General features: G+C 70.3%; 20 protein-coding genes. 6 read left to right on the top strand and 14 right to left on the bottom strand.

Annotation, left to right across the window (positions count from 1 at the left end; translation table 11 throughout):
* Position 1: 1 nt before the first annotated feature.
* The 4 genes from F8O02_RS08700 to F8O02_RS08690 all read right to left on the bottom strand — a co-directional run bounded on the left by F8O02_RS08700 (position 2) and on the right by F8O02_RS08690 (position 3,436).
* A complete protein-coding gene (locus tag F8O02_RS08700; RefSeq protein WP_225734248.1) occupies positions 2-628 on the bottom strand; it encodes a copper chaperone PCu(A)C in 627 nt (208 codons plus the stop codon).
* 146 nt (positions 629-774) lie between these two features.
* Positions 775-1,422 carry a copper resistance CopC family protein gene (locus tag F8O02_RS08695; protein WP_179416334.1) on the bottom strand — a complete coding sequence of 216 codons (648 nt, stop codon included), beginning with the start codon at positions 1,420-1,422 and terminating at the stop codon, positions 775-777.
* A gap of 297 nt (positions 1,423-1,719) precedes the next feature.
* Entirely contained in the window at positions 1,720-1,872 is a 153-nt protein-coding gene (locus tag F8O02_RS09050; RefSeq protein WP_179416335.1) for a hypothetical protein, read from the bottom strand.
* A 67-nt stretch (positions 1,873-1,939) separates the two neighbouring features.
* On the bottom strand, positions 1,940-3,436 hold the full coding sequence (locus tag F8O02_RS08690) for a DHA2 family efflux MFS transporter permease subunit (protein ID WP_179416336.1): 1,497 nt from the start codon (positions 3,434-3,436) through the stop codon (positions 1,940-1,942).
* A gap of 100 nt (positions 3,437-3,536) precedes the next feature.
* Here F8O02_RS08690 and F8O02_RS08685 point away from each other — a divergent pair, with 100 nt between their 5' ends.
* The 3 genes from F8O02_RS08685 to F8O02_RS08675 all read left to right on the top strand — a co-directional run bounded on the left by F8O02_RS08685 (position 3,537) and on the right by F8O02_RS08675 (position 5,483).
* Positions 3,537-4,127, top strand: coding sequence for a TetR/AcrR family transcriptional regulator (locus tag F8O02_RS08685; protein ID WP_158036854.1), 591 nt, complete (start codon positions 3,537-3,539; stop codon positions 4,125-4,127).
* 112 nt (positions 4,128-4,239) lie between these two features.
* The gene (locus F8O02_RS08680; protein WP_158036853.1) at positions 4,240-5,016 is read left to right on the top strand and encodes a flavodoxin family protein; all 777 of its coding nucleotides are present in this window, start codon (positions 4,240-4,242) and stop codon (positions 5,014-5,016) included.
* A 20-nt stretch (positions 5,017-5,036) separates the two neighbouring features.
* Positions 5,037-5,483, top strand: coding sequence for a DUF488 domain-containing protein (locus F8O02_RS08675; RefSeq protein WP_158036852.1), 447 nt, complete (start codon positions 5,037-5,039; stop codon positions 5,481-5,483).
* 80 nt (positions 5,484-5,563) lie between these two features.
* On the opposite strand, the gene F8O02_RS08670 is transcribed toward F8O02_RS08675, so the two are convergent.
* Both F8O02_RS08670 and F8O02_RS08665 read right to left on the bottom strand, forming a co-directional pair.
* Positions 5,564-6,340, bottom strand: coding sequence for an HNH endonuclease family protein (locus tag F8O02_RS08670; RefSeq protein ID WP_225734246.1), 777 nt, complete (start codon positions 6,338-6,340; stop codon positions 5,564-5,566).
* 289 nt (positions 6,341-6,629) lie between these two features.
* Positions 6,630-7,451 carry an alpha/beta fold hydrolase gene (locus F8O02_RS08665; RefSeq protein WP_158036851.1) on the bottom strand — a complete coding sequence of 274 codons (822 nt, stop codon included), beginning with the start codon at positions 7,449-7,451 and terminating at the stop codon, positions 6,630-6,632.
* A gap of 110 nt (positions 7,452-7,561) precedes the next feature.
* On the opposite strand from F8O02_RS08665, the gene F8O02_RS08660 reads away from it, so the two are divergent.
* A complete protein-coding gene (locus F8O02_RS08660; RefSeq protein WP_158036850.1) occupies positions 7,562-8,911 on the top strand; it encodes a condensation domain-containing protein in 1,350 nt (449 codons plus the stop codon).
* Here the strand turns inward: F8O02_RS08660 and F8O02_RS08655 are convergent.
* From F8O02_RS08655 to F8O02_RS09390, 8 genes are all read right to left on the bottom strand, one after another.
* Positions 8,859-9,635, bottom strand: a complete 777-nt coding sequence (locus F8O02_RS08655) for an amino acid ABC transporter ATP-binding protein (protein ID WP_158036849.1) — start codon at positions 9,633-9,635, stop codon at positions 8,859-8,861. The genes F8O02_RS08660 and F8O02_RS08655 overlap by 53 nt on opposite strands.
* A complete protein-coding gene (locus tag F8O02_RS08650) occupies positions 9,632-11,134 on the bottom strand; it encodes an amino acid ABC transporter substrate-binding protein/permease (RefSeq protein ID WP_158036848.1) in 1,503 nt (500 codons plus the stop codon). The genes F8O02_RS08655 and F8O02_RS08650 overlap by 4 nt, the downstream gene beginning before the upstream one ends.
* A gap of 400 nt (positions 11,135-11,534) precedes the next feature.
* Entirely contained in the window at positions 11,535-12,398 is an 864-nt protein-coding gene (locus tag F8O02_RS08645; RefSeq protein WP_158036847.1) for a 3-hydroxyacyl-CoA dehydrogenase, read from the bottom strand.
* A 13-nt stretch (positions 12,399-12,411) separates the two neighbouring features.
* On the bottom strand, positions 12,412-13,113 hold the full coding sequence (locus F8O02_RS08640; RefSeq protein WP_158036846.1) for a TetR/AcrR family transcriptional regulator: 702 nt from the start codon (positions 13,111-13,113) through the stop codon (positions 12,412-12,414).
* 248 nt (positions 13,114-13,361) lie between these two features.
* On the bottom strand, positions 13,362-14,162 hold the full coding sequence (locus tag F8O02_RS08635) for a DUF5134 domain-containing protein (RefSeq protein ID WP_158036845.1): 801 nt from the start codon (positions 14,160-14,162) through the stop codon (positions 13,362-13,364).
* A 64-nt stretch (positions 14,163-14,226) separates the two neighbouring features.
* Positions 14,227-16,473 carry an HAD-IC family P-type ATPase gene (locus F8O02_RS08630; RefSeq protein WP_404821187.1) on the bottom strand — a complete coding sequence of 749 codons (2,247 nt, stop codon included), beginning with the start codon at positions 16,471-16,473 and terminating at the stop codon, positions 14,227-14,229.
* Between the two features lie 255 nt (positions 16,474-16,728).
* Positions 16,729-18,183 (bottom strand): threonine synthase, encoded by a 1,455-nt coding sequence (gene thrC, locus F8O02_RS08625; protein WP_179416337.1) that lies wholly within the window; start codon positions 18,181-18,183, stop codon positions 16,729-16,731.
* A 1,001-nt stretch (positions 18,184-19,184) separates the two neighbouring features.
* The gene (locus tag F8O02_RS09390) at positions 19,185-19,595 is read right to left on the bottom strand and encodes a toll/interleukin-1 receptor domain-containing protein (protein ID WP_225734252.1); all 411 of its coding nucleotides are present in this window, start codon (positions 19,593-19,595) and stop codon (positions 19,185-19,187) included.
* Positions 19,596-19,932: 337 nt separating this feature from the next.
* On the opposite strand from F8O02_RS09390, the gene F8O02_RS08615 reads away from it, so the two are divergent.
* Both F8O02_RS08615 and F8O02_RS08610 read left to right on the top strand, forming a co-directional pair.
* Positions 19,933-21,234 carry an ISL3 family transposase gene (locus F8O02_RS08615; protein ID WP_055343857.1) on the top strand — a complete coding sequence of 434 codons (1,302 nt, stop codon included), beginning with the start codon at positions 19,933-19,935 and terminating at the stop codon, positions 21,232-21,234.
* Between the two features lie 179 nt (positions 21,235-21,413).
* On the top strand, positions 21,414-21,691 hold a 278-nt coding region (locus tag F8O02_RS08610; RefSeq protein WP_158036844.1), incomplete at its 3' end, for a transposase family protein.

Genomic DNA, 21,691 nt, shown 5'->3' with positions numbered 1-21,691 from the left:
GTCAGTTGCCGCCCATGTTCATGCCGCTCATGTCACCCGAATCGGCGCTGGAGCTGGCGTCTGCGCTCGCGCCGGAGCCACCCTGGTACGTCTCGTTCGCGCCGGTGTAGGCCTTGGCCGGAGCCTGGAAGTCCATGGTCGAGTCGTCCTCGAAGGTGAGGGTGATGTCGACAGTGTCACCAGCCTGGATCGTCTGAGTCGTCTTCATGAACATGATGTGGTTAGCCCCCGGGGCGAGTTCGAACTCGCCGTGCGCGGGGATGACGAACCCGCCGTCCTTCTCCTGCATCTTCTTCTGCCCGTCGGCGCCGGTGACCGTCTCGTGCAGCTGCATCGTCTCGGAGACGGGGCTTGAGGCTGAAACGACGCGGACGTCCTCGTCTCCGTCGTTCTTCAGCGTGCCGAAGCCGGCGGTCATCGTCTTGCCCTCCTCCGGAGCCTTGACCCAGGCGTCCTCGATGGTCACGTGCGAGGCCTGGGTGGCGTCCTGCGCCGGCTCGTTGGCGCCTGATCCGCTCGAGCAGGCTGCCAGACCGGTCGCCAGCACGGCGGCGGCCAGCATCGAGACGATGCCGCGGCCTGCGGTGCGCACTCCTCGTCGAGTGCGAGACATGGTGGTGATGGTCATGATGGTTCCTCTCTCTGGTGGTATCCGTGCAGCAGGCCCGTTCCCGGGTGCTGCGATGGTGCGTCGGGGCTCTGACCGGGCCTCGCGCAGGTCTTTTGCCGGCGACGCGGCGATCGGGCGTCGTCGTGCGGGTGAACGCCTCGAGATCAGCGGCGGGCGCGTCTGGAGCGCAGCCGCCACACGAGCAGCCCGAAGGCCACGACTCCCGCGCCGATCGCCGCGGCGACGGCGATGCGCGCTGGCGACCCGGTCGCATCCTGCTGCGCGTCGGGCTGGTCGACCACGACGGCGTCACCGCTCGACGCGGCCTCGGCCGTGCCGTCGACCGTGGGCGAGGGCATCGCCGACGCCGACGCCCCGACGGAGAAGTCGAAGCTCTCGCTGATCGGATGGCCGTCCTGCGAGACGATCCGCCAGCGCACCTGATAGTTCCCAGCCGGCATCCCGTCGCGCAGCGGCTGACTGACCAGCGAGCCGTCGAAGACCGGGTCGCCGTCGCCCCAGTCCTGCCCCTGCGCGTCGATCACCCGGATCGTGGCGCCCACGGACATCGGCGCCTCGTTGAACTCGAGGACGACCTGCTGAGGGGCCGCGTCGACCGTGGAGCCGGCCGCGGGTGTGCGCGAGACCACCTCGTCATGTGCCCGGGCCGGCGTCGTCCCCACCATGATGGCAGCGAGCGCGAGCAGCACCACGGTGACGAGAGCCGAGGCCGTCCTCACGCTCGACGGGCCGACTCCACCGAGCATCTCCCCGCCCTCGGGCGAGACCGCCCCATCCGTCGCGGCCCTCATGCGCGCTCTCGTCACGGTATGCTGCATCACACGAAACACTCTACAGCTCGTAGACACATCTGTCTACACAATGTAGAGGTTGATGCGCCTGCTCCCGCACCGGATGGCAAGGCCTCGACCACGACACGGCCACACCGGCACGAGGCGACGGGGCCGCCACCTTCCCACACGGTGGCGTCCCAGACCACAACCAGTGATGCACCCCCGTGCACGGCCGCACCGGTCGAGCGCCCCAGACACGACGAGGCCCCGGCCGGCGTCTCCGCCGATCGGGGCCTCGGATGGTCAGACCGGAGCTCAGTGCCCGCAGCCGCAGCTGTCGCCGCAGCCGCAGGTCGCGGCCTCCGCGGCGGCCTTGTCCTTCTCGATGGTCACCGTCTGCGCCTTGGTCTCGTGCGAGCCACACCCACAGGTGTCGCCGCAGCCGCAGCTGCTCTTCTCCTCAGCCATGTCAACCTCCGTTCTCGTGCATCGCGGGCGGGATGCCCGTGACCTCCTGCCTCCATTGTGCTCCTTCTCACGACCGGGCATGCACATCCGCGCCCGGCGTCGAGCCCTCGATCTCGGCAGGCCCCCGCGCCGGCAGCCGCAGCGACACGGCCGCGCCGACCAGGGCGAGCGCCACAGCGGCCCAGAACGCCCGCCCGAACGCGGCGGCCTGGTCACCGGTCGACGTCGCCGCCGCTTCGAGCACGACCGCCGCGAGCGCGGTGCCGACGGCTGCGCCCATCTGCTGGGAGAGCCGGGTGAGCATCGTCGCGTCCGGGATCGCCGGCTCGGCGAGGCCGGTGTACGAGGCGGTCATCACCGGGATGAACAGCATGCCGAGGGCCACCCCGCGCATGAACAGCACGACCAGCAGCGCCGCCGTGCCGGCGCTCGCCGGCCAGATCGCGAACGGCGCCGTGGTCACCGCGACAGCGGTGAACGCGCCAGCGGCCACGACGCGTGAGCCGAGTCGGTCGGTGAGCGCACCGGCCGCGGGCCGGGCGAGCAGCGACCCGACGCCCTGCGGGATCAGCAGCAGCGCCGCGTCGAGCACGCTCGTGCCGCGCACGCCCTGCCAGAACAGCGGCAGCAGGAACTGTCCGGCGTACATCGCGGCACCCAGAGCGAACACGGCGACGACGGACGCGGCGAGCACGTGGCCGCGCAGCAGAGCCACTTCCACGAGCGGATGCCGCATGCGAGCCTCCCACCAGGCGAACGCGACCAGCAGCACGGTTCCACCCACGAGCGGCACGAGCACGTCGGCATGCCCCATCCCGCCCGCCTCGGCGACGTTCGTGGTGCCGACGAGCACCCCGACCAGACCGAGTCCGACCAGCAGGAGCCCCGCGACGTCCAGGGGCGCGTCTCGCTCCCGGCCGTCCTCGGGCCGAACCCAGCGCCAGGCCATCGCCAGGGCCGCCAGCCCCACCGGCAGGTTGATCAGGAACAGCCAGTGCCAGCTGGCCACGCCGAGCAGCATCCCGCCGAGCACGGGTGCGACGATCGGCCCCACCGCGACGGGCAGCGAGATGATCCCCATGAGTCGCCCGGAGAGTGGCACACCGGCCCGTCGCGCCTGCTGCATCGGCATGGTCTGCAGCAGGGTCATCAGGACGCCGGCACCGAATCCCTGCACCGCGCGTGCGGCGATGAGCACCTGGATCGTGGGTGACAGCGCACACAGCAGCGAGCCCGCGGTGAACACGATGAGTCCGCCGAGCCACAGCGTCCGCCCGCCCAGCCGCCGCTGCAGCCAGCCGCTGACGGGGATCATCACGGCCAGGGCGAGCAGGTAGGCGGTGGTCACCCACTGGGCGACGCTCACGGCAGCGGCGAAGGCCGTGATGATCGCCTGCATGCCGATCGCGACGATCGTGGTGTCCATGATCGGCATGAGCGCGCCGGCCAGGATCGCGGCGACGAATGGTGCGATCGTACGAGCCCCGGTCGCCTCGTCTCGGGACGTGCGCCGCCGGGGCGTCGCCGCGTGAGTGCCTCCGGCTGATGTCCTCGCAGATCTCACACCCGCCTCCTTAAGAAACTCTGCAGTATCTCCCTGTGGCAGGGTAGGCCGATAAGATAGGAAACGCAAGCGTTTCGTATCTTTGTTCGAAGGAGACTCCATGGCCGCCACCCGTCGACGCGGCGCACAGTTGCGCCAGGCGATCCTCGAGGCAGCCTGGCTGCAACTGCGCGATCACGGCCTCTCCGGATTCACCATCGAGACGATCGCCACCCGGGCACACACCAGCAAGCCCGTGCTCTACCGTCGCTGGTCCGACCGCGGCGCCCTGCTCGTCGACACGCTGCGCGACCACCTCGACCGACATCCACTGCCCGTGCCGGACACTGGGTCGCTTCGCGGTGATCTGCTCGCCCTGCTCACCGTCGCCAACCGCGAGCGCGCCGACGTCTTCGAGCTGCTGGGGCTCGCCGCCGTCTCACTCGAACAGCTGCACCTCACCCCCGCCGACGTGCGCGATCAGCTGATGGCCGGACATGCGCCGACCATGGACGCGGTGCTCGCCCATGCCCGCGAGCGCGGCGAGATCAGCCCCGAGCCGGTGCCGGAGCGGGTGCGCGATCTGCCGTTCGCACTGCTGCGCGCCGAGGTGCTGATGACGATGCAGCCGGCGACCGACGCAGCGATCACGGAGATCGTCGACGAGATCCTGCTGCCGCTGCTCGCCGGCCGACACACGCGAGACATCTGATGTCTCTGACCGCGCCCTTCGCATCAGCCTAGACTCGGTGACACGACGCGAACGACCGGGGCCGCACACACACCTCGCCCGGTCACGGGCGTGGACGGCGATGGGAGGTCGGATGCGCGTGCTCGGCCTGCTCGGCGCGCAGCGCGAGGACGGCGTGACCGCCCACACCCTGCACGCCGTGCTCGACGCGGTGCCGGCGGGGAACGAGACCGAGATCGTCGACCTCGCCGCCCTCGACATCCACCCTGATCGGTCCGAAGAGCCGAACCCGGTGCTCGACGACCTCGAGCGGCGCATGCTCGCCGCGGATGTCTGGGTGCTCGCCGCCCCCACCTACTGGGGCGGGCTGAGCGGGGTGATGAAACACTTCCTCGACTGCATGCGCCAGCGGCTCGTGCGCTTCGACCATCGTGGCGAGACGCACCCGGATCGCTTCCGCGGCATCCATGCGGTCACGATCACCACCTGCTACACCGGCGCGCTCGAGAACACGGTGATGCGGGTGACCGACCCGCCCCTGCGCCAGCTCGACGCGGTGCTGCAGGCCGCGGGCGTCATCCGCACGCGAGAGATCGTGGTGACCGGCACGTGGGGGATGCGCAAGCTGCCGGCCCGCAAGGCCGCGGAGTGCGCACGGGTCGGCCGGGCGATCCCCGGCATGCGACGAAGGGACGACGAGACCATGCGACGCTACATCCAGCTGTTCGGGATGATCGCGGTGATGACCCTGGCGACGATGGGGCTGCAGCGCCTGCTGGCGCGCCTGCTGCCACCGGAGGGGTTCTGGGCCGGGTTCTGGGGCGACTACATCGTGTTCACACTCGTGTTCTTCGTGCTGCTGAGCGCGATCCTGCGGTGGGCGTCGGTGATGCGACACCGCCGACGGTGAGCGCGACGAGAGGAGCGGATATGACGGAGATCGCGATCAGGCGGGTGTATGAGGCGCCGGGCGCCGACGACGGGTACCGGGTGCTCGTCGACCGGCTGTGGCCGCGTGGGATGAGTCACGAGCGTGCACATCTGGACGCGTGGCTGAAGCAGGTGGCCCCCTCCCCCGCACTGCGCACGTGGTGGCATCACGATCCGGACACGGCCGTCGAGTTCGCCGCACGATACCGGGCCGAGCTCGATGAGAACCCGGCCGGCACCGAGCTGCTGGCGACCGTGCGGGAGCATCCCCGTGTGACGCTCGTGTACGCGGCGCGCGACCCGAAGGTGAACCACGCGCTCGTGCTGCGCGACTGGCTGCGCGAGCGCCTGGCCGACGCCGCGGGAACGGCCACGACGGACACCCCCGCCGGAGACACGGGCTCTGTGGCCGGCCCCGCTGACGAGTCGGGTGCGGCCGGCCGCTGACGGCGCGGCTTCTCGTGCCGGAGCCAGCCGAAGCGAGAGCCCGCACAGCGCGCCCGGTCTGCTCTGAGCGTCCGGCCCGCTCATCGCGCCCGCGGGTGCAACGTGCTGTCGCCGACCCTCTGATCGGGGCAGCCTGCGAGCACCCCGCCCATCGCGTCCCGCTCGGCCTCGGTGACCCACAGGCCATACGAGGCCTTGACCGCGATCTGCCGGGCCACGTACTCGCAGCGGAACCCCGTGTCCGGCGGCAGCCAGGTCGCGGCATCCCCGTCGCTCTTCGACGTGTTCGTGGGGCCGTCGACGGCGATGAGTTCGAGCGGGTCGTTGGCGAGGTCGACGCGCATGTCGGCGCTCAGCTGCTGGGCGCCCTTCTGCCAGGCGTCGGAGAGCGCCACGACATGGTCGATCTGCACGGCCTCGGACGTCTTCGCCCCACGGGTGAAGGCGATGTCACCGCCGGTGTACGGGTCGTGGAGGGTGCCGGTGAGCACCGTGCAGTCGCCCTTCCGTGTGGTGTCGACCAGGTCGCGGGCGAGGACGTCGTTGCGGGCGTCGCAGCCGTTGTGGTCCGGATCCTTCCACCCCCGGCCGAACTCGGTGCGGCTGTAGCCCGTCTTCGCCGCACGGCCCTTGACCGGCAGGGTCGCGAGCACGTCGACGGCGCGGTCGCTGGCCGGGTCGGCGGAGGCCGTCGGCTGCACCGGCTCCGCGCCCTCTGCCTCCTGCGCGGCCGATGACGCCGGGGATGTCGCGGCGGCGTCCGCGGTCGCGGCGGCGGTGGGAGACGCGGCATCGCCGCCGGCGGTGACCTCCGCGGCGGGGCCCGTCGCACATCCCCCGACGGTGACGGCCGACACGATGAGCGCGAGGATTGCCGCGAGTCGCCCGAAGGACGCCCTGCTGACATGCGGGCGAGCCGACCTGCTGACATGCGGACCAGCCGACCTGCTTCCATGCAGGCCAGCAGCCCTGCCGCCATGCGAGCCAGTCGCCCCGCCGGATCGCGGAGTCGATGGCGTCTGCCGTCCTCGGGCCTCTGCCGCGCCACGGCCGGCCAGGGCCAGTCCCTCCGACGGAGCGCGCACCGCTTCTGGTGTGTCGTGCGGGCTGCTTCCGGTCGGCGCTGGGATGCTCACCCGACCGACTCTAGACCCGACCGCCGACGCGGTCGCGCACCGCGGCCGTCGCCGGCTCGTGCAGCGCGATGTGCTCGCCGATGAGCCCGGGCCAGGCCATCATCCCGTACGGGGTGCGGGCGACCACGAGGCGGGAACCTGCAATCGCCTCGTGCAGCGCGGTCGCCGTCGACATCGGGTGGGCGGGGTCCCCACTCCACGCGAGGATGAGCGTGGGCGTCGTGATGTGCGCGATGTCGGCGATGGACGGCAGATCCGCACGGGCGGCACCGCGCAGCACGACGGGCAGCAGCGAGGCAGAGACGTCCGGCCGGGTTTCCGGGGCGTCCATCATCGCGGGTGGCACGACGTCATGGGCGCCGGCCGCGATGAACGCGTCGAGGCCCTCCCGCTCGACCAGATCGGCGTTGGCGAGGTATGACGCGGCCTTCGCGCGTCGAGTCGCCCAGGCCGTCGGCGGCGACACGAGCGACAGGCTCGCGAACCGATCGGGCTCGCGCAGCGTCGCGTGCAGCAGCGTCCCGCAGCCCATCGACTGACCGATGCCGTGCACCTGCTCCCCCGGTGCCACCGCGTCGAGCAGGCGAAGCAGGTCACCGGCCAGCGAGCGCCACCGGTACGACTCGGGGTCTCGGTCCCCGGTCGACCGCCCGTGTCCGCGGGCGTCATAGCGCAGGACGCGATGGTCGCGCAGCGCGCGTCCGTGGTCGAGCCCGAGGGCGGTGTCGCGCGCCCGGCTCGAGGTGAGCCCGTGCAGCTGCACGACCAGGGGGCCGTGGTCTCCGCTCACGTTGTAGTCGATCGTCGCTCCGGGCACCTGCAGTCGGCTCATGGGGATCACTCCTCGGGGGTCGCCGCCCAGCCTACGCGAACCTATGTCACGCGGAGGTTACCTCGCACCCCGATCACCTGCCCGTAACATGCGTCGTCTAGGGTGCCCGTGTGCGACTGACGAACATCACGAGGGTCACCCTGCCGGTCGGCCGGCTGCGTCACTATGCCCCGCGCGAGGGCGCGATCACGGTCGACCCGCTGCCGATCTCGTTCGACCAGCGCCGGCACGTGAGCGAGGGCGACCGTCCTGGCTCATGGATGGCGCTGGCCATGCGGCTGCCGCAGCAGGTCGACGCCGCCCGGCTCGGGGATGCCTGGCTCGCCGTGGTGCGTCGGCACGGCACGATGCGCACGGTCTTCGACCGCGACGAGCACGGGGCGCTGCGGCTGCGGGAACACGTGATGCTGCCGGGACGCTGGGTCGAGCGTCCGACGGCACCGGGCCGCCCGATGCGCGATGCCGTCCGCGCGGTGTTGGACGCGACCTGTCGGCCCTTCGCGCGTCCCTCGCACCGGCTCGTGCTGATCGAGCCGCCGGCGGATGCCGCCGATCCCCGCCCGGTGGTCGTCATCGCATCCGACCACTCCCACGTGGACATGTGGTCGGTGATGGTGCTCGGCCGCGACCTGCTCGACGCGCTCCAGGCGCTCGAGGCCGGCGTGCAGCCGTTCGCCGATCTGCCACCGGCGGCGGACTTCGCCGGGCACACCGCGGAGCTCGCGGTTCGTCCGCCAGCCGACCCGGCCATCCGCGACCGCTGGCATGCGGTGCTGGGGGCCGAGGGCGGGCTGATGCCCCGGCTGCACGTCGACCTCGGCGACGTCTCCCGTCCGCGGGACGAGGTCGTCGAGGTGCGTGACGTCGTCGACGCGACGGCGGTGGCCCTGCTCGAGGCCGTGGCGGCGGACGCGGGGGTGCGGCTGCTGCCGCTGGTGCTCTCCGTGATCGCCGGCGTCACCCGCGCCCAGACGGGTCTGCCCCTGCGAGCGGTGCTGCCCGTGCACAGCCGGTACGACGCGCGCTGGCACGACGCGGTCGGCTGGTTCATCACGAACTCGGTGCTCGAGTGCTCGGACGACACCCCGGCCGGCTGCGCGGCCGCGATGCGCGAGGCGCTGCGGCTCGGGTCCACGCCGCTGGCGCCGATCCTCGGCCCGGGCGGGATGCCGGCGACACCCAGGATGCTCGCGATCTCCTGGCTCGACACCCGCCGGCTGCCCGTGCGGATCGACCCGGCGCTGCAGCCGCAGTATGTGTCGGCTTCGCTGCCGGTGGCGGACGTGATGGTCTGGTTCGTCGTCAGCGAGGCGGGGATGCACCTGCGCTGCCGCTACCCGGACACCCCCGCCGCACGTCGGAGCGTGCGCGGCTGGCTCGACGGGATCGTCGCCGGCGTGCGGACGCTCACAGCACCTTCGAGAGGAACTCCTGCAGTCGCGGGCTCCTCGGCGCGTTGAAGATCTGCTCGGGTGCTCCCTCCTCCTCGATGACTCCGCCGTCGAGGAACAGCACACGGCTCGAGACCTCGCGAGCGAACGCCATCTCATGGGTGACGAGCAGCATGGTCATCCCGTCATCGGCGAGACGACGGATGACCTGCAGCACATCCCCCACCATCTCCGGGTCGAGAGCGCTGGTCGCCTCGTCGAAGAGCATGATGTCGGGGCGCATGGCGAGGGCTCGGGCGATCGCGACACGCTGCTTCTGTCCGCCGGAGAGGGATGCCGGGCGGGCGTCCGCCTTGTCGGCGAGCCCCACCTGGTCGAGCAGCTCGAGCGCGAGGGCTCGAGCGTCGGCCCTGCTGACATGACGGATCTCGCGCGGTGCGAGCTCGATGTTCTCGGCGACCGTCATGTTCGGGAACAGGTTGAAGTGCTGGAAGACCATGCCGATCTCTCGCCGCACCTCGTCGATGTCCACGTGAGGATCAGACAGATCGTGGCCGTTGACGACGATCGTGCCGCTCGTGGGCGTCTCCAGCCGGTTCAGACAGCGCAGGAACGTCGATTTGCCCGACCCGGACGCGCCGATGATGCTGACGACGTCCCCGGCATGGACGGTGGTGCTGATGCCACGCAGCACCTCGTTGTCACCGTAGCTCTTGTGCAGGTCGTCGACGCGGATGCGGACGACCGGCTCATCGGCCGCCAGACCGGTCTGTTCTGTGTGCGGTTCGCTCATCGGTTGATCCTCCGATCGATCACGTTGGCCAGCCAGGTGAGCAGGCTGATCGCCACGAAGTAGATGATCGCCACGAGCAGCAGGGTCTCGGTGACCCGGAAGTTCGCCGCATAGATCTGCTGCCCCTGGTAGAGCAGCTCGGCGAAGCCGATCGCCAGCAGCAGCGAGGAGTCCTTGATCATGATCACCATCTGGTTGATCAGCGAGGGCGTGGCGATCTTCACCGCCTGGGGCACGACGACCCGCCGCATCGAGACCCGATAGCCGAGGCCCAGCGATCGAGCCGCCTCGAGCTGGCCGGGATCGACCGACTGCACCGCACCGCGGATGATCTCCGTGATGTAGGCGCCGGCGTTCAGCGACAGGGTGAGCACGCCGGCCACCCAGATGTTCACCGGGTGGCCGATCAGCTGCGGCACGCCGAAGTAGAAGAAGAACGCCCAGACGAGCAGCGGCGTGCCGCGGAAGACCGCGACGTAGACTCGCGCGATGCCGTCGAGCCAGCGGTGCTCGCTGACGCGCATGAGCCCGAAGAGGAAGCCGAGCACCATGGCCACGCCGAACGACATGAGCGTGATGAGCACGGTGTTGCGCAGACCGAGCATGAGTGCCGGGAACGCCTGCCGGGCCAGCTGCCAGAACCCGCCCTGGGCCCCGCCGCGCGAGGAGGGATCGGCGAGATAGGAGTCGATGAGCTGGTCATAGCTGCCGTCGGCCTTCATCGAGGCGAGGCCGCGGTTGAACGCGGTGACGAGGTCGGCGTTCGTCCCCCTGCCGACCGCCATCGCATAGTCGCCGCCCGGCACCTTGTCCGTGACCGTCTTCAGCCCGTTGCCCTGGGCGATGCCGTAGGCCAGCACCGGGTAGTCGTCGATGACGGCCGCGGCGTTGCCGGACTTCACCTTCTCGTACATGGTCGACGACTGGTCGACCGCGTCGATCGTGAACCCGTACTGCCCTTGGATCGACTTGGCGTACTTCTCGCCCTCGGAGCCGGTCTTGACCGCGACGATCCGGCCGTTCAGGTCGTCATACGAGTGGATCTCGTCGTCGCTCTCGGCGATCGCCATCTGCACGCCGCTCTGGAAGTACGAGTCGGTGAAGTCATAGACCTGGCGCCGCTCGTCGGTGATCGACATGCCGGCGATCACCGCGTCGACCTGATTCGCGCTGAGCGCCTGGAGCGCAGCGTTGAACCCGAGCGACTGGATCTCGACCTCGAAGCCCTCGCGCGCGGCGATGTCGCGGATCAGATCCATGTCGATGCCGACGAGCTCGCCGCTGGCGTCCCGGTACTCGAAGGGGGCGAACGTCGTGTCCGTGGCGATGCGGAAGGTCTGACCGGCGACCGGCGAGCTCGGATCCGTCGGCTGCTCGTCCGCTCGGGCGGAGCTCGTCGGCAGGACAACCGTCAGCATCGCGATCAGCGCGACGACCAGCGCGACGATCGCGGTCGCGACACCTCGCCACCGCGTCGTGGCGAGCGGATGTGTGTGCATGCGGGAACTCCTCGCGTCCATCGGCGACGCGGCCGGGCCGCGCCCGCCCCGGGCTGCGGGGCATGATCCCCACCTTATCAACGGGGTCTGACAGCCTCCCGTCACGCGGACTGCCAGCTGTTCCTGCGGCCGTGTGGGCACGTCGCGCCAACGGGATCTGACCGGCCTCCCATCGCACGAGGCACCCGGTCGCGGCGCGGCGTCCGCTGGGCCACCGGAGTCCGCGGGCCCGGGAACGAGTCGGGCGGAGCCGCTCTCGCGACCCCGCCCGAACGCTCCGTCACGATCACCGGCGTCGCGGCAGGTCACCGCCGATCAGTGACCGAGGGGACCGGGCCGCGACCGACCCTCAGCCGATCGGCGCCCGGCCACCGCCGGCCCGTGGTCGATCCGTGGCCGATCAGTGGTCGTACTTGTAGAAGCCCTCTCCGCTGAGCAGGCCGAGCTTCCCCTTGTCGATGTAGTTCTCCTTCAGCCACGCGGCGATCTTCTTCTCGGTCTCGCCGCCGCTCATCAGGATGTTGTACGGCGTGGTCAGTCCGACGACGTCGAGGATCTCGAACGGGCCTTTCGGGGCGCCAGTGCCGATCCGCCAGACATCGTCGATGTCCTTCGGCTCGGCGTAGCCGAATGCGGCGAGCTCCTGGGCCGCGTGCAGCAGCGGCACGAGCAGCGAGTTGAGCACGTAGCCGGCCTTCTCTTTGTGGATCGGGATCGGCACCATGCCCATCTCATGTGCGTAGGCGACGACGCGGTCGAACACGGCCGGGTCGGTGTCCGCGGTGCCCATCACCTCGGCGGTGTTGAACTTCCAGATCTGGTTGGCGAAGTGCAGGGCGAGAAACCGGTCGGGGCGGCCCGTGGCGTCCTCGATCTGGCTCGGCAGCAGCGTCGAGGAGTTCGTGGCGAAGATCGTCTTCGCCGGGGCGAACTGGCCGACCTTCGTCCAGGTGTCGCGCTTGATGTCGATCCGCTCGGGCACGGCCTCGATGACGAGGTCGGCGTCGGCGACAGCCTTCGCGAGGTCGGCCGTGCCGGTGAGCCGGTCGAGGGCGGCCTGGGCCCCGCCGTCCCGGGCGCCGGGCACCTCCGCCTCGTAGGTCTTCGCGAGGTCGGCGAAGCGGTGCTTCGCCTTGTCGATGATCTCGTCGCTGATGTCGTACGCGGTCACGGTGAACCCCGCGTAGGCGCTCTGGAACGCGATCTGCGAGCCCAGCACGCCCGTGCCGAGCACGGTGACGTTGGTGATGCCGCTGGTGGTCATGGTTCTCTCTCCTTCAGGTCCGGGCGTTCTCGTCGACGCGGCCGTCCGCCGCATCGGCCCGGGCACCCGGGGCCCGGACGTCCTCCCCCGTCGCGAGCACGACGAGACCTGCGATGATCATCGCGATCTGACCGCGCAGCTCGCGCAGGTCATCGTCAAGCGCGGAGCGCACCCGATCAGGCTGGATGAGCAGCACGTGCACGTCGGCGAACACACTGCGCCCTGCGGCGGTCGCGAGTGCACGGATCCCGTCGCCGCCATCGCCCAGCCCGGTCGCCTCGAGGATGCGGCTGGCGAGCGCCTGCTCGAACGCCGCGACGATGCGCATGCCAGCCGCCCGGTGGGTCTCCTCGCCCGCACCGAAGATGAGCTCGCGCTGGTAGACCGCCGCGTTCTCGGGGTCGCCGCCAGCCGCGCGCAGCAGCGGCTCGACCATGGCGACCACGACGTCCACGGGATCGCCCGTGGCCTGCGCACCGGCGGCCACGCCGGCCGCGATCGCCTCGGCGAACCGGTCGTTGTAGACCATGAGCAGCAGCTCGGCCTTGCTGTCGACGTAGCAGAACAGGGTGCCGGCGGCGATGTCGGCCTGCTCGGCGACCATGCCGGTCGTCGTGCCCTCGTACCCGCGGGTGGCGAACAGGCGGGCTGCGACAGAGCGGATGCGCTCCAGCGTCCGCCGCTTGCGTCGGCTGACCCGGCTCTCGTCGGCCATCTCCGCCTCTGTTCCCGGAGGATTCGGCCCGGTGTCCGGGCCCCTCCGCTCAGAAAATAAGCCTACTCAGAAATGAGTGCGCTCACAAGCATGGCGTGAGCCTCCCGACCGGCGATTCCGAGGGCTCGATGGGGCGTCCGCAGCGTCGCGGCGAGCGTGCGCAGGTGAAAGACGACAGGGTGGCTGCAGAGCGTTCGAAGGGGACATCCGCGGCGTCCGCGAGACCAGCGTACGACGACCGCCGGGCCTCACATCGCGAGGAAGCCGAACGCCATGCCCGCGGCCATGATCGCCTGCAGCCAGGCGTGCAGCCGCACCTCGACGGTGGCCCCCGGCCGCACGGCCCGCCACAGCCACCAGACGAACGCGACGGCGAAGACCGCGACGACCGCCACGGTGATGACGAGCATCCAGGTCGGCAGCATCGTGATCATCATGGTGTGCCCGGCGGACGCGCTCTCCGCCATGCCGCCACCCGATGGCATGTCCGTCCCGGACATCCCCGACATGCCGTCGGCGGAGCCGGACATCGTGTCCATGCCGCCGTCCGCGGCGCCGGACATCCCGGTCATGCCGCGCCGCATCGCCTGCATCGGCAGCATGATCCAGGTCATCCACGACATGGCCGCCATCATGAACGCGTGGTACCACGCCATCCCCCGGCCGGCGCGCCGCGTGTCGCCGACGGTGTCGGCGGCGACCGAATCCGCGGCGCCGTCCCGGGAGGCCTCCCCCGCCTCGTCGCACGTGCACTCCGGGCCGCACGCGTCGCCGCAGCCGCACGCGTCCTCTGGAACGGGCCGCGGCGTCACCGCGAGCCAGACGAACCACAGCGCCGCGGCGAGGAACCCGAACGCCCACAGCCACCACACCTGCATGAAGAACGTGGCGGGCATCGCGGCCATGGCGAAGCACATGGCTGCGTGCAGCAGCTGGCCCACACGGCCGGCCGCAGAGCGCCTCCGCTGCAGGGCGAGCCCGAGGCTGGCGAGCCCCAAGAGGAGGAAGACAATGACGTAGGACCAGAGGACGATCGGTTCGTGCAGCACGACTCACCACTCTACTACAACTCGTAGAGTCATCCCGATCGCCGATGTCGGAGCAGGGGACGAGTCACTCCCGCGTGCAGTCCGCCGGGTCGAGATCCAGCCGCCGCAGCGTCTGCGCGTTGACCGCCACGATGATCGCCGACAGCGACATGAGGATCGCGCCGACCGACATGGGCATGGTGAACCCGACGGGGGCGAGCGCACCGGCCGCGAGCGGCACCGCCACGAGGTTGTATCCGGCCGCCCACCACAGGTTCTGCACCATCTTCCGCCAGCTGGCCTGCGAGAGCCGCAGCACCGACAGCACGGCCCGCGGGTCGGAGCCGGCGAGCACGACGTCCGCGCTCGCCCGGGCCACGTCGGTGCCCGCCCCGATCGCGAGGCCCACGTCGGCACCGGCGAGCGCGGGGGCGTCGTTGACGCCGTCGCCGACCATCGCCACGACGTGCCCGTCGTGCTGCAGGCGGGCGACGCGGCGGGCCTTGTCCTCCGGGCGCACACCCGCGAACACCCGCTCGATGCCGACCCGGGCGGCAACCTCACGGGCGACCTGCTCGGCGTCGCCGGTGATCATCGCGCTCGTCACGCCCCGCCGGCGCAGCGCGGCCACGGCCTGCGCCGATTCCGGACGCACCGCGTCGGCCAGGGCGATGGCGCCGACGACCCGGCCGTCGACGAGCACGTGGAGCACGGTCCAGCCGCGTCCCGCCCAGCCGTCGGCCTCGGGCATCGGCTCGGCGTGAGCCTCGGCGAGCAGCCGCGGCCCACCGACGCGGACGCTCCGGCCGGCGACCGTGGCGGTCACGCCGACCGCGGGCGACGACGCGAAGGCCGTCACCGTGTCGATGACGAGGCCCCGCTCGCGCGCCGCGGCGACGATCGCCCGGCCGAGCGGATGCTCCGACTCCCCCTCGGTCGCGGCGGCGAGGGCGAGCACCGCGTCTGCAGCCGGGCGCTCCCCGGCGCCGGTTTGCGCATCCGCTGCATGCCCCGCCTCGGTCTCCGCGGACGCGCTCTCGGCAGCCGCCCTCCCGACTGCACCGACCGCAGCCGGGCGCTCCCCCACATCCGCCTGATGCGCCCCGGCCACGGCGACGACCGCCGGGCGTCCCTCGGTGAGGGTGCCGGTCTTGTCGAAGAGCACCGTGTCGACGCGCCGCATCCGCTCCAGCGCCATCCGGTTCGACACGAGCACGCCAGCCCGGGCCGCCCGCTCGGTGCCGATCGAGACGACGAGCGGGATCGCGAGCCCGAGCGCATGCGGGCAGGCGATGACGAGCACGGTGATCGTGCGGGTGAGCGCGTCCTGCGGAGAGCCGATCACACTCCAGACGACGGCCGTGACCGCGGCGGCGGCGAGCGCGTACCAGAACAGCCAGCCGGCGGCGCGGTCGGCGAGCCGCTGCGCGCGTGTGGACGAGGACTGCGCGCTGGCGACGAGGCGGCGGATGCCGGCCAGCGCGGTGTCGGCCCCGATCGCGGTGACCGTGACGGTGATCGCGGAGTCGGTGGAGACGGTGCCGGCGACGACGTGATCACCGGGTCCGCGGACGACCGCAGCGGACTCGCCGGTGATGGCCGACTCATCGAGGCCCGCCTGACCGGAGTGGATCACGCCGTCGGCGGGCACGCGTCCGCCCGGACGCACCCGGAAGACGTCCCCGACGGCGAGGTCGGCGACCGGGACCGTCCGGGTGGCGTCACCGTCGACGATCTCGGCCTCGTCCGGCAGCAGCGCGGCCAGCGAGTCGAGCGCCGAGCCCGTGCGCGCCAGCGAGCGCATCTCGAGCCAGTGCCCGAGCAGCATGATGACGATCAGCAGCGCGAGCTCCCACCAGAACTCGAGGCTCTCCGGCAGTAGGCCGAGGCTCGCGCCGAGCGAGGCGAGCAACGCGACGGTGATCGCCGTGGCGATGAGCAGCATCATCCCGGGGCGCCGGTCACGCAGCTCGCCGACCGCGCCGGAGAGGAAAGGACGACCGCCCCAGACGTACATGACGACGCCGAGCGCCGGCGACACCCAGACGAGCCCCGGGACGTCGGGCAGGCGGTAGCCGAGCATCGCGGCGAACATGGGCGAGCACGCCGCGACGGGCACCGCGAGCGCGAGCATGATCCAGAACAGACGGCGGAATCGGGCGACGTGATCGCCGTGGCCGGCATGCCCGCCGTGGGACATGGCCATGCCGGGCATCGGGTTGTGAGGGCTCATGTCGTGCCCGTTCTTGCCGTGGCCGTCCATGTCGTGAGGGCTCATCGCCATCCCGCTCATGTCGTGGCCGTCCATGCCGTGATGGCTCATGTCAGACATCCCGTGGCAGGCCTCGCCCGCACCTGACACGTCCTGATGAGCCGAGCCATCGTGATGCAGGTCCTGCTCATGCCGCTCTCGGTCCGCCGATGCAGCGTGTCTCTCACCCATGACCGCTCCAATCGATACTCGGGTAGGGTATCCGTCAGGAGCAGTATGGAGCACCCCCCGAGCGGGAGCAAGGGTCGACACGCCGGCCCGTGCCCGTCCAGACCGGCCCCAGGCCCAGGCCCAGGCCCAGACCCCAAGCGGACGCTACTCCGCGACGGTCGTGGCGGGCGCGTGCGCCTCGATGTAGGCGCGCACCGCGTCCACGCTGTTCGGCACGTCGATGACGTGCTGGGGCCGGGCGAGCAGCTCGCGCAGCCGCGGGGTGAGCCCTTCGGCGTCGTCGCCGAGCGCCTCCTTGACCGTGTCGCCGAACTTCTCGGGCCGGGCGGTCGCGAGCACGAGCACCTGCCCGGGCAGCCCGTCGGCGATCAGCCGGTCGGCGACGGTCACCGCGTCGGCGGTGTGCGGGTCGATGAGCAGACCGCTGCGCTCGTGCACGGCTCGGATGGCGGCGAGCCGGTCCGCATGCGTGCTCTCGCCGCTGACGAACCCGTACTCGGCGGTGAATCGGGGCTGCTCCGCGGAGAGGTCGAGGCGGCCGGCGCGCTCGAGCTCGGCCCAGGCCGCGCGGAAGCGCTCCGGGCCCAGCACGTCCCAGATGAACCGCTCGAGGTTCGAGGCCTTCGAGATGTCCATCGACGGGCTGGAGGTCACGAGCGTCTGCTCCCGGGTGCGCGGCTGGTAGACGCCGGTGCGGAAGAACTCGTCGAGCACGTTGTTCTCGTTCGTGGCGAGGATCAGCCGATGGATCGCCAGCCCCATCCGCCGGGCCAGGTGCCCGGCATAGATGTTGCCGAAGTTGCCGGAGGGCACCGCGAACGAGATGAGCGCGTCCGCGCGCCCTGCGGCGGGGATGTCGTCGGTCACCCGCAGCCACGCCCAGAAGTAGTAGACGATCTGCGCGCTGATGCGGCCGAAGTTGATCGAGTTGACGGCGCCGATCGCGTGTGCGGCCTTGAACGCCGCGTCGCCGTTGATCGCCTTGACGATGTTCTGGCAGTCGTCGAACACCCCGTCGACGGCCAGATTGTGGATGTTGGCGTCGTCGAGCGAGTACATCTGCGCCCGCTGCACGTCGCTCATCCGTCCCTGGGGCGAGAGCATGAACACGCTGATGCCGGGCCGGCCGCGGAAGGCGTGCTCGGCGGCGGAGCCGGTGTCGCCCGAGGTCGCGCCGAGGATGTTGAGCCGGCGTCCGCTGCGCGCGAGCGCGTACGGCATCGCCTGGCCCAGGAACTGCATCGCGAGGTCTTTGAACGCCATCGTCGGCCCCTCGGAGAGCCCGACGACGACCCGCCGGTCGTCGACGCGGTTCAGTGGCACGACGGGCGCCGGGAACCGTTCCGGCGCGTAGGCGGCCGCGGTGAGTCGGGCGAGGTCCGCGGCCGGGATGTCCGTGGCGTACAGCCCGATGACCTCGGCGGCGAGCGCCGGGTAGTCGAGCCCGCGCCAGCCCTCGAGTCGGGCGGCGTCGACCGTGGGCACGTGATCCGGCACGGTGAGCCCGCCGTCCGGTGCGAGACCGTCGATGAGCACCTGGGTGAAGGGCGCCGGCGCCATGCCGCCGCGAGTGGAGACGAAGGTCATCGTGTCGGTCATGCTTCGGTCGGGTCCTTCCCTCGGGAGTGTGCTCTATGAGGATACCCGTTGGTCGGGTGCGCCCCGCACGTCACCCCGGCGCGATGTCGGACCCTGCGGGCGAGGCACACGGACGCGATGGGTGCCTCGACCATGCTCGGCCGGTCGGGGCGCAGCTGGGCTCGGGAGGAACGAGGCTCGGGTCTCTGGAGGTGCTCTGCGTCGACGTCCCGCCCGTGCTGATCGAGCTCTCGTGCAACGCGTTCACACACGTTCACGACGCCGTGCAGCGAGGCATGACCGAACGTGCCGGTATCCAGGCGCAGCGCGAGGCGCGGAGTCTGTGGCCCGGGATGATGCGAAGGCCCCGGCGCCGGCTGGTACACCGATGCGAGGGGCCCGACGATCGACCGCTGGTTCGACGGCGAGGCTTTCACCGGGCTGACCAGGTCGAACGAGAACGCCGTGTTCTTGCGCGAGACGTCCAGCCACGATCTGCCCGAGGCCGGCTGGACCATCGGTCCGGACGACCCGACGCATGAGCGCTGGTGGGGCGGGCGATCGCTCACCGATCTGCGGCGTCCACCCCCGACCCCGACGCAGCCGGTGCCGACGGCGCCTGAGCGATGGCGGAGGCCCCGGATGTGCGGCAGAGCCACGGGTGCACGGCAGCCCTCGGACCGGACTCCCCGGGAGATGAAAGAAGAGGGCACGAACGCGGAATCCTCCACGATCGTGCCCTCTGGTCTGGTGGGCCTGAGTGAGCGCTGCGGGAACAGGCGACGAGTGGTCGAGAGGCTGATCGCGGCATGGAAGCGCGGTGTTGGCGAGGTCCGCTCTCCGGTCGACCCAATTGTCTTCGCCGAGAGCGAGGCCGTCACCGAGCCAAGGAGACGGTCTCGAACACCGCTGACCGAGCAGGAAGTGGACGCTATGCGAACAGCCCGCTCCAACGGCGTCAGTGTCTCAACGGTCGCGAAGCAGTTCACCGTCCACCGTGGCACAGTATGGGCGAAGACGCACTACTGACCGTCTTCTGCGACGGCTTCGGCAATGGCGTCGGCTATCTCGGAGAGCGTCATGGTTGCGGAGTTGAGAGCGAGAAGTCCGGCGAGTAGTGGGGACTGTGAAGCCACCTCATCCTTTGTCACGCGGTGCCAGATTGGGAGAATCACGCTGCGCCCACTATCAATCTTCTTCGTAAAAAGGGCGTCGAGTTCGGCCTGCGTCCACTGTTTCGCAAAGAAGCTCGGTGAGAGGATGACGACACCGAACCTAGCGCCCTCGATGCCCTTCTCGATCTCCTGGCGGATGCTGTGGCCAACTTTGATCTTGAGTTCATCGAACCAGACGGTGAGCCCGCGGTCTTCCAGAGCCTCACGCAGTGGTCGAGCAATCTCGTCCTTGTCTTCGCTGGCGTGTGAAAGGAAAATATCTGTGAGTTCCGGGCTGACCCTTGGTTGCCATACGACCGAAGCTTGCGCGCGAGAGAATGACCCGAATTGAGAGCTTGCCGTGGCCGACGCTTTGCGAATTGCGTTCAGAGACCGCTCTGATTCGGTACGCTGTTCCTTCTCGTATCGGGTTTGAAGGGGCTCTTCGCGAACGAGGGTGTAGGTGGGGTCTGAAGCCTCCGGTTTCGAGGCTCTTCGTAATCAGGCTCTTCGCAGTTGAGGGGGTAGGTGGTTGAGCGCGTCGTTGCGGGGGTGGGGGTCGAGGTCTCCCGATGATGGAAGTTCTCACACTGACCATCTGCCGGAAGACCTCGACGTGCTCCACGCTACCTTTGCGACCCCTGATCTGACCGTGTTCTGCCGACTGGACGAGCTCGGTCTCGTCGCGGTGGGGCAGTGTCTTGAGTCGGACCGGGCGGTGATCGAGTGCCGGGTTGCGGAGCCGGATCCGTGGTGTCGGGGTTGTGGCAGCCAGGGGCTTTCTCGCGGGACTGATACGCGGTTGCTCGCGCACGAGCCGTTCGGACACCGCCCGACGACGCTGCTGGTCCGGATCCGCCGATACAAGTGTTCCGGCTGCGGGCGTTCCTGGCGGGAAGACCTCACCGCGGCGGCGCCCGCGCGAGCGAAGCTGTCTCGTCGCGGGATGCGGTGGGCGCTGGAGGGCATCGTGGTCGACCATCTCACGGTCTCGCGTGTAGCCGCGGGCTTGGGGGTGTCCTGGCACACGGCGAACACCGCGGTCCTCGCCGAGGGCAAGCGGGCACTGATCGATGACCCAGCCCGGTTCGACGGCGTCGCGGTGATCGGCGTCGACGAGCACGTCTGGCGCCACACCCGCCGCGGCGACAAGTACGTGACCGTGATCATCGACCTCACCCCGGTGCGGGACAAGACCGGACCGTCACGGTTGCTGGACATGGTCGAGGGGCGTTCCAAGAGCGTGTTCAAGACCTGGCTCGCCGCCCGTCCCCAGGCCTGGCGCGATGGTGTCGAGGTTGTCGCGATGGACGGGTTCACCGGGTTCAAGACCGCCGCCGTCGAGGAACTCCCCGACGCGGTCGCGGTGATGGACCCGTTCCACGTCGTGAGATTGGCTGGCGACGCGCTCGACGAGTGCCGCCGCCGCGTCCAGCGTGACGCATTCGGGCGCCGCGGAAGGAAGGAGGATCCGCTCTACAAGGCCCGCCGCACCCTCCACACCGGAGCCGGGCTGCTCACCGAGAAGCAGCAGACCCGCCTCGAGGAGCTGTTCGCCGACGAGCAGCATGTCGAGGTCGAGGCGACCTGGGGCATCTATCAGCGGATGGTCACCGCCTACCGGGAACCAGACCGGGGACTCGGGAAGTTCGTCATGCAGCAACTCATCGACTCCCTCACAAGCGGCATCCCGGCCGGACTTGTCGAACTGCGCAAGCTCGGCCGGACACTGAAGCAACGCGCCATCGACGTGCTCGCGTTCTTCGACCGGCCCGGCACCAGCAACGGTCCCACGGAGGCGATCAACGGGCGCCTCGAACACCTCCGCGGCTCCGCCCTGGGCTTCCGGAACCTGACGAACTACATCTCACGGAGTCTGCTCGAAGCCGGCGGCTTCAGACCCCACCTACACCCTTGATTACGAAGAGCCTCGAAACCGGAGGCTTCAGACCCCACCTACACCCTCGTTCGCGAAGAGCCGCGAAGGCTCTTCGCAGTTGAAGGTGTAGACGAGGGGCGCCGGCCGGTTCGCAGATAGAGGTCGAGGTCTTCCAGAATGGAAGTTCCTACACTGCCCATCCGCCGGAAGACCTCGACATGCACCACCCTACGTTCGCGACCCCTAACCTGACCACGTTCTGCCGCCTCGACGAGCTCGGCCTTCAAGCCGTTGGGCAGCTGCTCGAGCCTGATCGGGCTGTGTTGGAGTGTCGTGTCCTCGACGACGACCCGTGGTGCCGAAAGTGCGGCGCGGAGGGCGTGCCGCGCGACACTGTGACGCGTCCGCTGGCGCATGAGCCGTTCGGGCATCGGCCGACGACGCTGTTGGTGCGGGTGCGCCGGTACCGGTGCGCGCAATGCCGCCGCACCTGGCG

It is taken from the genome of Pseudoclavibacter caeni (assembly GCF_008831125.1).
GTDB lineage: Bacteria > Actinomycetota > Actinomycetes > Actinomycetales > Microbacteriaceae > Pseudoclavibacter_A > Pseudoclavibacter_A caeni.
The sequence above is the reverse complement of the archived record's forward strand: the minus strand, read 5'-3'. Positions and strand labels throughout refer to the sequence as shown.

Bases quoted from the DNA above. Each gene is read 5' to 3' on its own strand.
- F8O02_RS08700 (WP_225734248.1), bottom strand. From the start codon at position 628: ATGACCATCACCACCATGTCTCGCACTCGACGAGGAGTGCGCACCGCA.
- F8O02_RS08695 (WP_179416334.1), bottom strand. From the start codon at position 1,422: ATGAGGGCCGCGACGGATGGGGCGGTCTCGCCCGAGGGCGGGGAGATG.
- F8O02_RS09050 (WP_179416335.1), bottom strand. From the start codon at position 1,872: ATGGCTGAGGAGAAGAGCAGCTGCGGCTGCGGCGACACCTGTGGGTGT.
- F8O02_RS08685 (WP_158036854.1), top strand. From the start codon at position 3,537: ATGGCCGCCACCCGTCGACGCGGCGCACAGTTGCGCCAGGCGATCCTC.
- F8O02_RS08680 (WP_158036853.1), top strand. From the start codon at position 4,240: ATGCGCGTGCTCGGCCTGCTCGGCGCGCAGCGCGAGGACGGCGTGACC.
- F8O02_RS08675 (WP_158036852.1), top strand. From the start codon at position 5,037: ATGACGGAGATCGCGATCAGGCGGGTGTATGAGGCGCCGGGCGCCGAC.
- F8O02_RS08665 (WP_158036851.1), bottom strand. From the start codon at position 7,451: ATGAGCCGACTGCAGGTGCCCGGAGCGACGATCGACTACAACGTGAGC.
- F8O02_RS08655 (WP_158036849.1), bottom strand. From the start codon at position 9,635: ATGAGCGAACCGCACACAGAACAGACCGGTCTGGCGGCCGATGAGCCG.
- F8O02_RS08650 (WP_158036848.1), bottom strand. From the start codon at position 11,134: ATGCACACACATCCGCTCGCCACGACGCGGTGGCGAGGTGTCGCGACC.
- F8O02_RS08645 (WP_158036847.1), bottom strand. From the start codon at position 12,398: ATGACCACCAGCGGCATCACCAACGTCACCGTGCTCGGCACGGGCGTG.
- F8O02_RS08640 (WP_158036846.1), bottom strand. From the start codon at position 13,113: ATGGCCGACGAGAGCCGGGTCAGCCGACGCAAGCGGCGGACGCTGGAG.
- F8O02_RS08630 (WP_404821187.1), bottom strand. From the start codon at position 16,473: ATGTCTGACATGAGCCATCACGGCATGGACGGCCACGACATGAGCGGG.
- thrC (WP_179416337.1), bottom strand. From the start codon at position 18,183: ATGACCGACACGATGACCTTCGTCTCCACTCGCGGCGGCATGGCGCCG.